A 14114-nucleotide genomic window follows, 5' to 3' on the forward strand; every position below is an offset into this window, starting at 1 on the left:
TTTCAACCCAAGCGGCGGGAAAGCTCGCTCGGTTACCGGACAGATTAGCGCTGGCTGCAATGCTTAGGGATCACGCGGTGATGCGGGATCAGCGTGATGTAGCGAAGCGATGGATTGCCGTCCTCGGGTAGCCCATCAGCGATCAGGCTGAAGGCGCGGAACCTGTTGCCGTCACGATCCCTCGACGTCGAGCCAGACGGGATAATAGCGCCAGCCCGGGACATCCTCGGTCGAGTGCAGCCAGACCATGTCCCGGCGGGTCATGCGGTAGAGCACGCCCCAGACCTCGTCGCTTGGCATGGGCGCGATGTTGGCCGGGGCCGACATGCCCTTCGGCCGGCCGTAGAGGTTGAAACGGAGTCTGTAGCCCGGCGCGCGGCCGACCCGCCATTCGAGAGGCTTCATTTTACGGCGGCCCAGAAAGACGCTGTCGTTCATGTTGGCGCCGAAGGCGAAGTACCAGACGTCCTCGTCGGGGTAACCGTCGAGCATCAGGTCCGAGCTCCGGCACCAGAGCCGGGCCAGCGTCCAGACGCGCAGGATGACCGGGAACCAGAGACGTTTCAGGAAGCGACGAAGAGCGATCATTCGGAGACTTCCGGTGCCAGCCGCGAAATGCGCATCAGCAGCGCGAGTTGCAGCAGCGCGGCGAGGATGGCGGCGAAGAAGACCGCTTGAATGGAGACGAGTGAGACCAGACCGGCGCCCAGCAGCGGCAGCAGCGCGGCGGGCGAGGCCAGCGCGTTGAAATAGGCGGAATAGGCGGGGCGACGGTCGTCGGGCGAGATCTCCATCAGGTAGCCGAGATAGCCGATGGTCATGCCGTTCATCATCGCGCCGATCACCACGAAGAGCGCCATGTAGCCGACGAGGCTCGCCTCCAGGCCCAGCAGGAGCAGGACCAGGAGCGGCGCCAGCATTCTGACGACCGCCACGGTCTGCAGCATCCTGAGTTTGCCGGCGCTGTCCCCGAGCTTGCCCCAGACCGGATTGGAGGCGAGCGCGCCGGCCGTCTGGGCGCCGAGCAGCAGCCCCACATCCGCCGGTGTGACGCCGCTCCTGTCCGCGGCGACGACATAGAAGGGCAGCGCCATGAGGGTCGCGCCGCCCAACCACTGGGAGTAGAGAAACAGGCGGAACCGGCCGTCGTTCTGCAGCACCTGCCAGCCGCCGTGGAGGAAGGCCCGCACATCCGGGGGCGCCTGCCGCTCTCCCCTGCGCAGCGGCATCGGCGGCTCTCCGACGGAGACGAAGAGCGAGGAGGACAGAACCAGGAGAAGGGCGGCGAGCCCAAAAATCAGTGCATAGGCCTGAAGGTCGGGAAGGACGTCGAGGGTCAGGCTGACGAAGGCCGCGACGCCGAGCGCGAACAGGCCGCCGCCGAAGAAGCGCCAGGCCAGCATCCGGCTGCGCGCCTCCGACCGGATCGAGCGGCCGACGATGTCGTTGTAGGGCACCGCGACGACACCGCTGATGAAGGCATAGACCGTCCAGAGAAGCAGAAACGCCGCCCCCAGCACGGCCGGGGACAATCCGCCGCCGAACCACAGCAGGAGAGCGATTAGGCCGGCCATAAGCGCTCGGCCATAGGCGCCGACGACATAGAAGGGCAAGCGCCGCTCGGCCCGCTCGGCGAGGAAGCCCACGACGAGCTGCGGCAGGAGCCAGCCCAGCCGCAGGACGGCGCTGGCGAAACCGACTGCGAAAGCGCTGCCGGTGAGCTGGAAGACGAGGCTCGCCACGATGGTCGCCGAGTCGATCGCCGCCGCCCCGGCCTGGAACGCCGCGCCGGCGCCGGCGATGCGCCAGAACCGGCCGCGCTCACCAGGTAGGACGACCGTGTCAGACGCGGACATCCGTCTCCTCCGCCTCCACCCGCGCGCGGCGGATGTCGATGCCGGACTGCCAGAGCACGATGAGTCCGAAGCCCACCACCAGGATAATCGACAGCATCCAGTTGAAGAGGATCATCAGGAGCGCCTGCTCCTCGGGCACGCCCAAAAGGTTGAAGGCCAGCGCCGAGCCGATGACGAAGCCGCCCGGCACCCGCACGAAGCGCGACAGCACCAGCGAAAAGCCGGCGAAGACCATCAGGAAGAGATAGTCGAAAGGCGCCAGCACCACGCCCACCGCCAGGCCGGCCCAGAGATAATGCGTGGCCGAGACGAGCTTGGCCGCGACCGCGCCGACCAGCACGTTGAGCCGGCACCGTGGACTGCGCGGCCAGACGACGCCGTCGCAGAGCGAGCCGCGTAGAGCGGCGCCGTTCGCCCGGAACCATTTCGCCACCCAGTCGAAGAGCCGGCAGATCACCGGGCCCTCCCGCGCGAACAGAGCCCGGAACCGGAACATCGCCCAAAGGAGCGCGCCGAAGAGCACAAAGTTCAATGCCCCCGCGACGGCGAGGCCGAGCTCGAGGTTGCCCGCGATCTGTGGCACCTTGCCCGCCATCGCCACCAGCCCGGCAAAGAGGGCGAAGACGACGCCGTCGATGAAGCGGGCGATGACCGTGGTGGTCAGCACCGTCCCCATCTTCAGCGCTTCCGTCCGGGCGATCAGCCAGGAGCGCACCAGCGGGCTGATGCCGAGCGGCACCAGCACGTTGGCGCCATAGCCGGCGAGCAGCGCGCCGGTCAGCCGCAGCGTTCCGACCGGCTTCACGTCGTGCAGGATCTGGCGCCACTTCCAGCCGTTCACGAGCTGCTCCAGCAGGATGGTCGCTGCGAGAACCGCGATCCATCCGACCCGCGCCTCGCCGAGGCCGGTCACGAAGCGCCCGAAATCAAGGTCGCGATAGAGCCAGAAGATCAGCGCCAGCGCGACGGCGCTGCCCAGGACCGGGGGCAGCCACCGGGTGAGTAGGCGGCGCGCCGAAGATGTCGCGGGCGGCGCGTTGCCTGGGCCGTGGGGGCTGGGCTTCGAGGGCGCGATCGAGGTTTTGTCCTGTGTCACGTGGCGGGTCGGTTCTCCTCATCCTTCACGAAGACGTGCCAGCAGGATGCGAGGCCGCCGGCCTGTCGGGCGCTCAGCGTCCGCCGCCCGGCCAGGTAAGGAACGGCATGTTGACCGTGACGCCGCTGTCGCTCAGGGCCACGTCTCCTCCGGCCTCCGCCTCGCTGACCTCCTCGGCCGACTTCAGAATGCGGGCCTCCGCGCCCTCCTGCCAGCGGACGAGCACGACGCGCCTGAGCGGTGTGTAGTCGTCGGAGCCCGCCGGCCGGTCGAACACGTCGGGCTGAAAGCCGACCGGCCCGCGGGGACCGTCCGGCTGTACGCCGTTCTCGAAGACATAGACGTGGGCCAGAAGATCGGCCGGGATCTCGGCGAGCGAGGGGACGACCGGAACGGGCGAGCCCATCATGTCAGTCAGCACGCTGGCTATCTCCGGATCGGAAGCCTCGGTGTGGATGAAGTGGATGTCTTCCCCGGCGGCATAGCCGAAGACAGGCGGCACGCGCGGGAGGCTCGACATGTCCATGCCGCCCGACATGTCCATCATCGGCTCCATATCCGAACCCGTCGCCATCATGCCGGTCTGCGCCGTCGCAGGCGTTGCGGCGAGGCCGAGGATCGCAAAAACGGCGGCGATCCCTCTGTTTCTGCAACTTGTCCTGTTCATGGTGCACCCCCGGATTAGCCGATTCCAGGGCACCTTAGCCGCCGTACCAAGGTACGGAGTCAATGGAGCCGGCAGACTTTCACGTTCAGGCGTTCCGCTCCAGCGCCCCGAGGATCGAGCATGCGCCGAGGTTTGCGTCGCCGGGGCAGGCGTCGATCAGTTCGTCGAGAACGCCGGCGATCCCATGCAACTGGGTCAGGCGCTTCTGCACCTCGGCGCGCTTCTGTTGGGCGAGCCTTCGCACGTCACGGCAGGTCGCGCCCGGCTGAACCCGCAGGGACAGCAGTTCCGAAATCTCGGCCAGCGAAAATCCAATCCCCTGTGCATCCTTGATGAAGCGGATGCAGCGCACCGTGCTCGGCGCGTAGCGGCGAAACCCGCCATCGGCGGGCTTCGGCGGCCGGGCGATCAGACCTCGCCGCTCGTAGTAGCGGACCGTCTCCACGTTCACCCCCGCGGCGCGTGCGGCCTGGCCGATCGTCATGTCATGCATGGCTCCTCCTCTGCCTGCGCCGCCCAGTGGCGAGCGTACGAACCCCGCGTGCCGATGGCTGCCCGGCATCTGCACGCGTTCTCTGGCGCGATGCGAGAGCCTAGAGCATCGACGATATGTCCGAGGCGCCGCTCGGATAGGCGAACATCGTGTCCGCGAGCTGATCCACAGTCAGCCCGTGCCGAACCGCGAGCGCGAAGACGTTGATCACCTCGTCGGCGTGGGGGCCGAGCAGGTGCGCGCCGAGGATGCGGCCGCTGCCATCCTCGATCAGCACCTTGTGGCCCATCACCGTCTCCGCCGCCTGCCGAGCGGTGAACCAGCCCGGCGTCCTGTCGCAGGTCACGCGAAACGTCAGCCCCTCCGCACGCGCCTCCTCCTCGCCGAGGCCGACGCGGGCCAGCGGCGGGATCGTGAAGACCACCGAAGGAACGCCGTCGTAGTTCGGCCGGCGAGTCTGGCCCTCCAGCAGATTGGCCGCCACGACCTTGCCGTCATGGTTCGAGACCGGGGTCAGGGGCGGTCCCATCTGCGCCGCGTCGCCGGCGGCATGGACCGCGGGGTTGGACACGCTCTGCAATTGATCGTTGAGCGCGATCCGGCCGTCCCGCAGCTCGACCCCGCCGGCAGCTAGGTCGAGGCTGTCGAGATCCGGGCTACGGCCTGCCGCGTGGATGACGAGATCGGCCTCGAAGGTCATCTCTTCATCGTTTGCCATGGCGGTGACGACAAAGGCGCCGCCGCGCCTTTCTACCCGCGTCACCTCGGTGCCGGTACGCACGTCCACACCAAGCTCGGCGAACTTCTCCATCAGCCAGCCGACGAGATCGGGGTCGAAGCCCTTCAGCATCCGCTCGCCGTGCTGGAGGATCGTCACCTCCGCGCCAGCCCGCGCGGCGATATGAGAGAACTCGGCCGCGATGTAGCCGCCGCCGACGAGCAGGATCCGCCGCGGAAGGCTCTCCATCTCCAAGAAGGCCTCATTGTCGATCAGGTGCTCTTCGCCTTCTATCCCTAGGCGAACGGGTTCTGCTCCCGCAGCGACGACGATGTGTTGGGCCTCCAGCCTCCTGCCGTCGACCTCGACAGCGTTCCTCCCGACAAAGCGCGCGCGTCCATGGTAGCTGTCGATCCCGGCCTCGGCGAAGCCGCTCTCCTTCTTCTCCGGCACCGGATCGGTGAAGCCGCGCTTGAACGCCATGAGATCGGTCCAGTCGATCGCGACATCGCCCGCCACGCCCTTGCCCCGCATCCGGGTGGCATGGTCGACTGCGCTCGCACCGCCGATCAGCATCTTTTTTGGATCGCAGCCCCTGAGCGCGCAGGTGCCGCCGTAAGGGCGGAAATCGGTCACCGCCACGCTGCGGCCGGCGGCCCGCGCCTTCCTGGCCACTGTCGTCGCCGCCGTGCCGGTGCCGATCACAACCAAATCGTAGTTATTGCTCAACTGCCCCGTTCTCCCGCTACCCGGCACAACAACTCAGCTTGGCCACGTCCTGATCGAACGTCTGCGCGGCGAGCTTCAGCCCTTCGACCGTCGTGAGATAGGGGAAGATCGTCGCGGCCAGATCCTCGTAGGTCATGCCCGCCTTCAGCGCCATTGCGGCGGTCTGGATGCTGTCGGCCCCCTCGGGCGCGAGGACATGCGCGCCCAATAGCCGCTTGCTCGGTCCGTCGGCCACCAGCTTGATGAGCCCACGCGTGTCCCGCGCCGCCAGCGCCCGAGGCACATGCTCGAGCGGCAGGACCGACGTTCTGACATCATGCCCGGCCAATTTCGCGGCGGCCTCGGTGAGGCCAACGCTCGCGACCTGCGGGTCGGAGAAGACCACCGCCGGCATGGCGGCGTTGTCGTAGATCAGGCTGTCGCCGTTCATCGCGTTCTTCGCCGCGAGCCTGGCGCCGTAGGCAGCCATGTACACGAACTGGTCCCGCCCCGTGACGTCGCCCGCGGCGTAGACGCCCGCCCGGCTGGTGCGCATCCGGTCGTCGACGACGATCCCGCCCCGCGGATCGGTCTCGATGCCCGCGTGTGCAAGTGCGAGAGTCTCGGTATTCGGCGTGCGGCCCGTCGCGAGCAGAAGCTCGTCGGCGTCGAGCGTCTCCTCGCCCGCTTCGGTGTTCACCGTCAACGCGATCCGGCCTTCGCGGTCCGCGGCGCGGGCGTAGGACCGGACCGTCCGGACGTTGATGCCCTCGCCCTCGAAGGCGCGCGTCAGGGCGGCTGCGATCTCGGGCTCGGCTGCGGGCAGGAGCCCGCGCCGCGACACAACGGTGACCTTGGTGCCGGCGCGGGCGAAGACCTGCGCCAGCTCGACCCCGATATAGCCGCCGCCCATGACGATCAGCGCACACGGCTGATCCTGAAGCTCCAGTATGGACGTGCTGTCGTGGTGGCGCACCGCATCGAGGCCGGGGATGTCGGGCACATGGCTGCGCGCGCCGGTGGCGATGATGACTTTGCCGGCAGGGACAACCTCGCCGCCGACCGTCAGCGCGCCCGTCTCGGTGAACGCCGCGGCGCCTTCCAGATAGGCGATGCCGTTGTAGTTCGGCAGGACGCCGATGTATTTCGATGCCCGCAAGTCGTCGACCAGCGCCTGCTTCTGCCGGATGAGGGCGCCCCAGTCGGCGATCCGGGCCTCTGCCTCGATCCCCTCGAAGCGACGCGCCGCCCGGGGCGCGTGCATTACCTCCATCGCCCGGATCATCGTCTTCGAGGGGACGCAGCCAACATTGACACAGGTGCCGCCGATCACCCCGTGGCCGATCAGGGCGACGCGGGCGCCGTCCTCCGCGGCGGTGATCGCGGCCGAGAACCCGGCGGAGCCGGCCCCGACCACGGCGAGGTCGAACGTCCCGTTTCCGTTAGCGCAGCAGTCCGACATGGATGTTTCCTAGATCTCGGTTGAGGTTCGGACCGCGCTGCGTCGCAGCCAGACCCAATAGGCGACGACCGCGACCGCGGCCGCGACGGAGAGGCGCAGCGCGTAGCGAAATTCGAGCCAGTAGAGCGCCACTGTCGCCACGATGACCGCCGCCGCAATCACCACCCTCGGCGATGGGCCGGCTCGGCCATGCTCGATCCAGAGGGCGTAGGCGACGATCCCGAGAGAGCCGAAAAGCAGCGGGAACAGGACATAGTCAAGCCCACCCACTAGCGCCGACAGGCCGACCCCGGCCGTGACGATCACCAGGAACGGCGTAAAGCAGCAGATCGCCGCGATCGCCGCGCCGATCAGTCCGTTCCGGCGCAGCCGCGCCGCCTTCGTCCGCTCAGGAGCCGTCATCGCCGACGATCCGTCCCGGGTATCCGAAGCCATCGGAGGCGGTGGCGACCGCCGCGGCGGAGGTGACGTCGTCGTCGTAGGTCACGGTGTAACGCGCGAGCTGCGCGGCGGCGTCGTAGTCGACTTCCAGAATTTGCACCGTCTCCAGGGACTTGATGGCGTCCGCTGCGATGTATGGGCAGGATGGGCAGGTCAGGCCAGTGACTTCGACGATGACGGTCTGCTCTCCAGCCCACGCGGCGGTCGCAGTCAGGGCGGTGGCAAGCGCGAGAACGATGGATTTCATGTCCGGGCACTCCGTTCAGAAGGAAAGGATGTAGGGCGTGACGTAGGGGAAAATGATCGCGATCCCGGTCACCACACTCGCCATCCACAGCGACCAACGCATGACCCGGCAATCGACCGGACGGGCGCAGACCGCGCCGTCGCGACACTCTCCTGCCTCGGCTCGATGCAGGCGGTAGAAGCCGTAGCCGATGAAGGCCGCGGCCACGGCAAAAGTGTACCATTTGTAGGCGTAGAGCGCCGTCAGTTGCGCGATCCAGACACCCCCGACGCCGAAACTCACCAGCAGCAGCGGCAGGATGCAGCACGAAGTCATGGCAAGCGCACCGAGAATGCCGCCGGTCGTTGCCGCCTTCGCACCGAGGTCGCCGCGCAGTGTCCGTGTCGTATCGGTTTCGGTCGTCATCAGAGCCGCTTCGCTTGATCCATCCTGATCCAAGGCCTAGCGTCTGTAGCGACTACAGATGCAACTGGATTGTGCGATGGAGGAGATCACGAACGCGCGAGGCTATCCGATCGGCGCGATGTCCCGCGAAACCGGCGTGAACATCGAGACCATCCGCTACTACGAGCGCATCGAGCTGATGCCGAAGCCGGACCGGACGCCTGGCGGCAATCGGCAGTATTCCCACGAGCATCTGCAGCGATTGTCGTTCATCAGGCGCAGCCGCGAGCTCGGCTTCCGCATCGACGAGATCCGCGCGATGCTGAGGATGGTCGACCAGGACGGCGTCAGCTGCGGCGAGGTGCACGCGATGACCGTGGAGCACCTAGCCTCGGTCAAGGAAAAGATCGCGCAGCTGCGGAAGCTGGAACGGGCATTGTCGGACATGGCGGCGGAATGCGCTAAAGGCGACATACCAGACTGCCCGATCATCGAGACGCTGTTTCGTGCGTGAAGCACTGTGCGCTCCCCGGGCCGCCGGCAGTCGCGGGTGATCGAGCAATTCCGCGATTTCATTCTCCCGGTGGTATTAGGCAGGTCTCACAGCTTGTCGTGGGCAAGCTCGCGTAGAGCTGTTCGATTGTCGGCATAATGCCTCTTTCGGCCGTTCGACTGCCGCGCAGCATCTGTCGAAAGAGGCTCAAAGCAGACCAACGCATTGGCGATCGCGGCGCAACTGATATGAGGGGGGCGCCGCGACGCCCCCTTCACTCTGGTTCTCTGTCCCACGGCAATGCGCTACCGGCCGGAGCCGCCCCGCCGTCAGGTCATTCGGCGGCGACCGCCTGCGGATCCCCGACGGCTTCGTCCTCGGTGTCCTCGTCGTCGGCGAGGAAGGCCGGAAGCGCGTCGGTGTCGCCCGCGTCACCGTCCGCCGGCTGATCGTCGACCGGCGGCAGACGCAGCGGGTCGGGCAGCCAGCCGCTGTCGGCTAGGAGCCGTTCGGCCTCCTTCGCCATCTCCGGCTTCTTCAGGTGGTCGATGAGCTGGGCGGTCTCTGCGCCCTTCGCCTCGCGCACCGCCTCGAGGATGCGGGGCTTGGTGACGCGGCCGAGATAGTTGTCGACCGTCGGACGCCAGCCGGCCTCCACCATGTCGAGGCCGACGGCGCGTGCCAGCCGGTCCGCCTCGCGTATGCGCTGCTGGACGCCGTGCGCGGTCGGACCGGCGCCGTAGCGATCGCCCCTCTCGGAGAGCGCGTTGACGCCGTAAGAGACGCAGTGCGCGAGGAGCGCCATGCGGCTCACGTCGTCGAGCCCGTCGATCCGATCCCACAGCGCGTCATCGTCGCCCGGCAGATCGGCCTTCCAGGCCTCCTGCCGTTCGGCGATCGCTTTGGCGGACGCGCTATCTTTGAGGTCGGCGGCCTGGATCGGGAAGAAAACGTGGCGCACTGACGCTTCCAGGCATCCCGGTGCGGAGACGTGCTGGAAGGTGTCGCGCACCAGCCTGTGGAGCAGTGCCGTCACGGCGACGTGCGGGTTGTCCGCCAGCGCGTCGCGCAGCGCGAGTGTGCGATGCGCCGTGAGTTCGGTCACCAGACGCTCGGGCAGCGGCCTGACCGTGTCGTCCTCGTCTTCGGGGACCTCGGGCTCGCCGCCGACGGTGATGATCGTGCGCTGCATGGCGCCGTCCACTCCGGTGCCGGCTGCGCCGTCAACCTCCGCCTCGCCCTCGGGCTTGCCCTCCGGGACTTCGTCCTCGGGGCGGACATAGCCGCGCTCGACCGCGAGCCGACCGTCATGGCCGATGGTAACGAAGGCGCCGGCGCGGGCGATGTCGGCGGCGTCGTAGTGGACGGGCCGATCCTCGAAGGCCTCCAGCGCCGCCTCGATCTTACCCAGTCGTTCGTCTACCGCGTCGGGCAGCTCGTCGGCCTCGGCGTATTCGGCCTCGAGCCGCTCGAGCTCGTCGCGCAACGCCTCGCGGGTGGCGCGCTCCTCGTCGGTGAGGCCGATCTGCGTGCCGACGAGCGTGCGCAGGCCGTTCGTGTGGCCGTAGGGGAAGTCGGCCGCCACCGCGATCCACTTCCAACCCTCCTCGGCGACCGTCTCCGCCTCGGCCTTGAGCCTCTCGGCGACGAGGCGCTCCAACAGCGGCACGTCCTCGACCCAGCCGCCGTCGTCGTCCTGGAATAGGTCGCGCATCACGATCCCTCCGGCCTGTTCGTAGGCCGCCAGCGTGACGAACTGCACCCGGCGATCGGAGGCGCGGACGGTGTTCTCCGTCAGCATACGACGGATCTGATAGGGCTCCTTCGACCAGGAATGCTGGATCGCTTCCCAGACCTGCTGTTGCCGCACATGGTCGGTCGAGACGGTGAAGGCCATCAGCTGCTCGAGCGTCATGCCGTCCTCGGCATAGGTGTCGAGCAGCGTCTGCGACACGGTGACGAGCCTGAGCCGCTGCTTGACGACGTTGACCGAGACGAAGAAGCGCGCCGCGATCTCCTCCTCGGTGAGGCCCCGCTCGCGCAGCGCCTGGAAGGCGCGGAATTGGTCGAGCGGGTGAAGCGCCACGCGCTGGACATTCTCGGCCAGCGAGTCCTCCTCGGCTGGGATGTCGGTGCCCGCTTCGCGCACGACGCAGGGCACGGGCGCGGTCTTGGCGAGGCGCTTCTTCGTGGTGAGCAGCTCAAGAGCGCGGTAGCGGCGGCCGCCGGCCGGGATCTCGAACATGCCGGTCTCGTTACCCTCGCCATCCAGGACCGGCCGGACGTTAAGGCTCTGCAGCAGGCCGCGGCGGGCGATGTCCTCGGCCAGCTCCTCGATCGAGACGCCGGCCTTTACGCGCCGGATGTTCGACTGGGAGAGGACGAGCTTGTTGAAGGGGATGTCTCGCGAGGTGCTCAGAGTGATCTTCTGTGTGGCGGTTGCCATGGTGGGTTGCTCCGCGACGGGTGCCGAGAGCCTCTCTCTCGACTTCCAACCCGTCACGGAAAGGGCGCAGCCCTCTTACTCTCTCGCCGCCTTGGCGGTGGACACGGCGCGCGATGCGAGGCGAACAATGGGCGCTTTGATCCTGTCCCCTCCAGGGGGATAGGATGGCTCCATGAGTCACGCAAATAACCCGGAAATCATGAGCCGTCTCCGGCGGGCAGACGGGCATCTCGCTGCCGTCTTGCGGATGGTCGAGGAAGGCCGCGACGGGCTGGTGATCGCGCAGCAGCTTCAGGCCGTCATTCGCGCGCTGGAGAAGTCCAAGCAGGCGATCATTCACCACCATATCGATCATCATCTCGGGCAGATCGCTGGACCTCTGTCTCGGGAAGTGAAGGAAAAGCTCGCGAGCTTCCGCGAGATCACAAAGTATCTTTGAGAAGACCCATGCATTCAAAGTCCATCGAGAACTGGCGGCACAGTCACGTCTTTCTGGGGGCGAACCACGCCCGCAACGAATGGCGCACATGGATCGTCGTCGTGCTGACCGCCGTGATGATGGTCGCCGAGATCATTGCCGGTCTTGCCTTCGGCTCGATGGCGCTGCTTGCCGATGGCTTTCACATGGCGACGCACGCCGGCGCGCTTTCGATCGCGGGAATTGCCTACTGGTATGCGCGACGTTATGCTCAGGACGAGCGCTTCAGTTTCGGCACCGGAAAGCTCGGCGAATTGGCCGGCTATTCAAGCGCCGTCATCTTGGCCATCGTGGCATTGATGATCGGCGTGGAATCCGTGCTACGGCTCACGGCACCGATCCCGATCCGCTTCACCGAGGCGATCTTCGTCGCTGTTGTCGGCCTCGTCGTCAATCTCGTCAGCGCGTGGATACTCCATGCAGGGGCAGGCGAGCGCCACGACCACCACGATCGTCCTCATGATGATCATGGGCATGCGGCCGCGGACGATCTTGGTCATCACCTCCACCATGGTCATGATGACCACAATCTGCGCTCGGCCTATTTCCATGTGCTGACCGACGCGCTGACCTCGGTTCTGGCGATCATCGCCCTGTTGGCGGGCCGTTTTTATGGCTGGCTCTGGATGGATCCGCTTATGGGTATCGTCGGCAGCATCGTCATCGCGCGCTGGTCGTGGAGCCTTCTCAAAGGCGCGGGCGCGGTGCTCCTCGACATGCGGCCGGACAAGGCGACGGCCGATCGCGTCCGGGCGGCACTTGAACAGAAGGGGGACCGCATTGCAGACCTGCATCTCTGGCGTGTCGGACCGGGTCACATGGCGGCTATCGTCTCCATCGTGTCGGATCGTCCGCAGGAGCCCGCGCACTATAAGGGGAAGCTGGCCCATATCGCGAAGCTGGCGCATGTGACAGTCGAAGTGCAGCCCTGTCCTCATCTGAAGAGGGTGGCATAGCGCGACAGGTTTGGGCAGAAACGCCCAAGCACTCTTGCGCTTCAACGCCGTTGTGCTCGTCCAGATGGCGGGGTTGGACATCTCGCATCGAGCGTGGACGGGAGACATCACTGGCTTTTCTGCACAGCGACCGCCGCGACCTTGAGCAGTCGGTCGCTCGACACGATGCTGCCGGCCTGTCGTGCTGCTTCGGGTAGACGGAAAGCGGGAATATCCCCTCGAAGAGGATGTCCCGCTCGATACCGAGGCCGAAGGGCAAGCGCACCGAGGTGAGTTCGGCGAGGCTGCAGGAGCCGAGCGCGGGAGAACCGAAACCGAGGTCGGCGAGGCCGAATAGCGTATCGCCATCGGCCTCCATCTCGGTAATGAGCCAGGTGCCGGCGCCGACGGGATTGAAGAACTTCACCACCGGCACATGGTCGGCGCCGCGCTGACGCCCACCGGCGAGCAGCAGGTCGCACAGGTCCTCGGTCAGGAGGATCATGCCACTGTCCTGTCGCAAGAGGGCTCCGCTTCGATCGTCTGCTGCACGTCCTGCGACGCGAACGCCAAGAGCCAGTCGGCGGCCTTGCTCGCCTGGCTGGCAGCGCGAACGATGGCACGGTTGTCCTCGCGCAGGACCTCGAGCCAGGAGCCGATGTAATCGGCGTGCCGGACAGTCGGCGCGGTGCCGAGCGAGGCGCAGCAGAAGGCGGCGTTGATCTCTGCGACCAGCTCTTCGAACGCGTACTTCTTCGACCCGAACGAGCCCGAGAGGTCCCGCCCCAGGCGCGACACATGCCCGGTTGCGTGCCCGAGTTCGTGGAGCGCGGTGCGGTGCCAGTTGATCGTCTCGAAATAGGCCTGCGGCGGCGGCACCTGCACATAGTCCTGCGCCGGCACGTAGAAGGCCCGGTCACCGCCGATGCGGAAATCGATGCCAGTCGCCTTGACCAGCGCCTCTACCGTTGGCTCGATCAGTCCCTGCGGGACTGGTGGCGCGGCCGTGGCGACATCGTCCGGCAGGTTCTCGCACTGGTCAGTGTTGAAGACGGTGAAGCGCTTCAGGAATGGGATCGCCTGCGCGTCCTCGCCGGTCTCCGCGGCCCGCCGCTTCTCGTCCTCCGGCACGAAGCGGTCGGCATAGACGACGGTGGTGCCGCGCTCACCCTTGCGGACATTGCCGCCGAGCGACAGCGCCTGGCGGAAGGTGAGCCAACTCTGGCCGCCGAAGCCGCGCTCGACCACGGCACCCCACAGGAGCAGCACGTTGATCCCGGAATAACGCCGGCCGGTCGCGGCGTTCTGCGGAAGGCCAAGCGGCGCCTTTGCCGCGGCCGTGCCCCAGGGCTGGACCCAGGGCACGCGGCCCGCCTCCAGCTCGGCGATGATCTTGTCGGTGATTTCAGAATAGAGGTTGGTCCGGTCGCGACTGGCGCCGGGCCTGCGGGCGTGTCTGGACATCGCGGTTCTCCGCGACGGGCGTCGAGAGCCTCTCCCTCGACTTCCAACCCGTCACGGCAAACCGATCCGCACTCTCACTCTCAAAAGGGGGTGTTGCGGGGGAATCCCCCGCTCGAAGGGGTCGGCCGAGGCGACAGGCTCGGCCGCAGGGGAAGCCTTTCCCTCTGCAATAGGGAGAATCGCATATTGGACCGAAGAACGGATCCCGGATGCCGGTGCGTGATGG

At 66.9% G+C, this 14114-nt stretch carries 15 protein-coding genes and 1 pseudogene; 3 read left to right on the plus strand and 13 right to left on the minus strand.

From position 1 onward, the window contains the following. Positions 1-171: 171 nt before the first annotated feature. The 10 genes from DOL89_RS23950 to DOL89_RS23995 all read right to left on the minus strand — a co-directional run bounded on the left by DOL89_RS23950 (position 172) and on the right by DOL89_RS23995 (position 8093). Positions 172-588, minus strand: coding sequence for a gamma-glutamylcyclotransferase family protein (locus DOL89_RS23950; protein ID WP_119681879.1), 417 nt, complete (start codon positions 586-588; stop codon positions 172-174). After that, positions 585-1856 carry an MFS transporter gene (locus DOL89_RS23955; RefSeq protein WP_119681880.1) on the minus strand — a complete coding sequence of 424 codons (1272 nt, stop codon included), beginning with the start codon at positions 1854-1856 and terminating at the stop codon, positions 585-587. The genes DOL89_RS23950 and DOL89_RS23955 overlap by 4 nt, the downstream gene beginning before the upstream one ends. Then, positions 1843-2952, minus strand: coding sequence for a lysylphosphatidylglycerol synthase transmembrane domain-containing protein (locus tag DOL89_RS23960; RefSeq protein ID WP_119681881.1), 1110 nt, complete (start codon positions 2950-2952; stop codon positions 1843-1845). Before DOL89_RS23960 ends, DOL89_RS23955 begins: the two co-directional genes overlap by 14 nt. A gap of 73 nt (positions 2953-3025) precedes the next feature. Next, on the minus strand, positions 3026-3619 hold the full coding sequence (locus tag DOL89_RS23965; RefSeq protein ID WP_205574754.1) for a DUF7482 domain-containing protein: 594 nt from the start codon (positions 3617-3619) through the stop codon (positions 3026-3028). Positions 3620-3704: 85 nt separating this feature from the next. After that, on the minus strand, positions 3705-4112 hold the full coding sequence (locus DOL89_RS23970; protein WP_162937868.1) for a MerR family transcriptional regulator: 408 nt from the start codon (positions 4110-4112) through the stop codon (positions 3705-3707). Between the two features lie 100 nt (positions 4113-4212). Then, entirely contained in the window at positions 4213-5559 is a 1347-nt protein-coding gene (locus DOL89_RS23975; RefSeq protein ID WP_119681884.1) for a dihydrolipoyl dehydrogenase family protein, read from the minus strand. Between the two features lie 16 nt (positions 5560-5575). Next, positions 5576-7000 carry a mercury(II) reductase gene (gene merA, locus DOL89_RS23980; RefSeq protein WP_119681885.1) on the minus strand — a complete coding sequence of 475 codons (1425 nt, stop codon included), beginning with the start codon at positions 6998-7000 and terminating at the stop codon, positions 5576-5578. A 9-nt stretch (positions 7001-7009) separates the two neighbouring features. Beyond that, positions 7010-7402, minus strand: a complete 393-nt coding sequence (gene merF / locus DOL89_RS23985; protein WP_119681886.1) for a mercury resistance system transport protein MerF — start codon at positions 7400-7402, stop codon at positions 7010-7012. Then, positions 7389-7688 (minus strand): heavy-metal-associated domain-containing protein, encoded by a 300-nt coding sequence (locus DOL89_RS23990; RefSeq protein ID WP_119681887.1) that lies wholly within the window; start codon positions 7686-7688, stop codon positions 7389-7391. Before DOL89_RS23990 ends, merF begins: the two co-directional genes overlap by 14 nt. 15 nt (positions 7689-7703) lie before the next feature. Then, a complete protein-coding gene (locus DOL89_RS23995; protein WP_119681888.1) occupies positions 7704-8093 on the minus strand; it encodes a mercuric transporter MerT family protein in 390 nt (129 codons plus the stop codon). Positions 8094-8169: 76 nt separating this feature from the next. Here DOL89_RS23995 and DOL89_RS24000 point away from each other — a divergent pair, with 76 nt between their 5' ends. After that, positions 8170-8586 carry a MerR family transcriptional regulator gene (locus DOL89_RS24000; protein ID WP_119681889.1) on the plus strand — a complete coding sequence of 139 codons (417 nt, stop codon included), beginning with the start codon at positions 8170-8172 and terminating at the stop codon, positions 8584-8586. 313 nt (positions 8587-8899) lie between these two features. Here the strand turns inward: DOL89_RS24000 and DOL89_RS24005 are convergent, their stop codons facing one another. Beyond that, entirely contained in the window at positions 8900-11011 is a 2112-nt protein-coding gene (locus DOL89_RS24005; RefSeq protein WP_119681890.1) for a ParB/RepB/Spo0J family partition protein, read from the minus strand. Between the two features lie 172 nt (positions 11012-11183). On the opposite strand from DOL89_RS24005, the gene DOL89_RS24010 reads away from it, so the two are divergent. Further along, on the plus strand, positions 11184-11450 hold the full coding sequence (locus DOL89_RS24010; protein WP_119681891.1) for a metal-sensing transcriptional repressor: 267 nt from the start codon (positions 11184-11186) through the stop codon (positions 11448-11450). Positions 11451-11458: 8 nt separating this feature from the next. Then, entirely contained in the window at positions 11459-12445 is a 987-nt protein-coding gene (gene dmeF, locus DOL89_RS24015) for a CDF family Co(II)/Ni(II) efflux transporter DmeF (RefSeq protein ID WP_119681892.1), read from the plus strand. A gap of 107 nt (positions 12446-12552) precedes the next feature. Here the strand turns inward: dmeF and DOL89_RS24020 are convergent. Beyond that, positions 12553-12929 (minus strand): annotated as a pseudogene (locus DOL89_RS24020) (DUF2958 domain-containing protein). Next, complete coding sequence (locus DOL89_RS24025; RefSeq protein WP_119681893.1) at positions 12926-13888, minus strand: ArdC family protein; 963 nt, start codon at positions 13886-13888, stop codon at positions 12926-12928. The pseudogene DOL89_RS24020 and the gene DOL89_RS24025 overlap by 4 nt, the downstream one beginning before the upstream one ends. Between the last annotated feature and the right edge of the window lie 226 nt (positions 13889-14114).

Origin of the sequence: Indioceanicola profundi (assembly GCF_003568845.1) — a bacterium.
Lineage (GTDB): Bacteria > Pseudomonadota > Alphaproteobacteria > Azospirillales > Azospirillaceae > Indioceanicola > Indioceanicola profundi.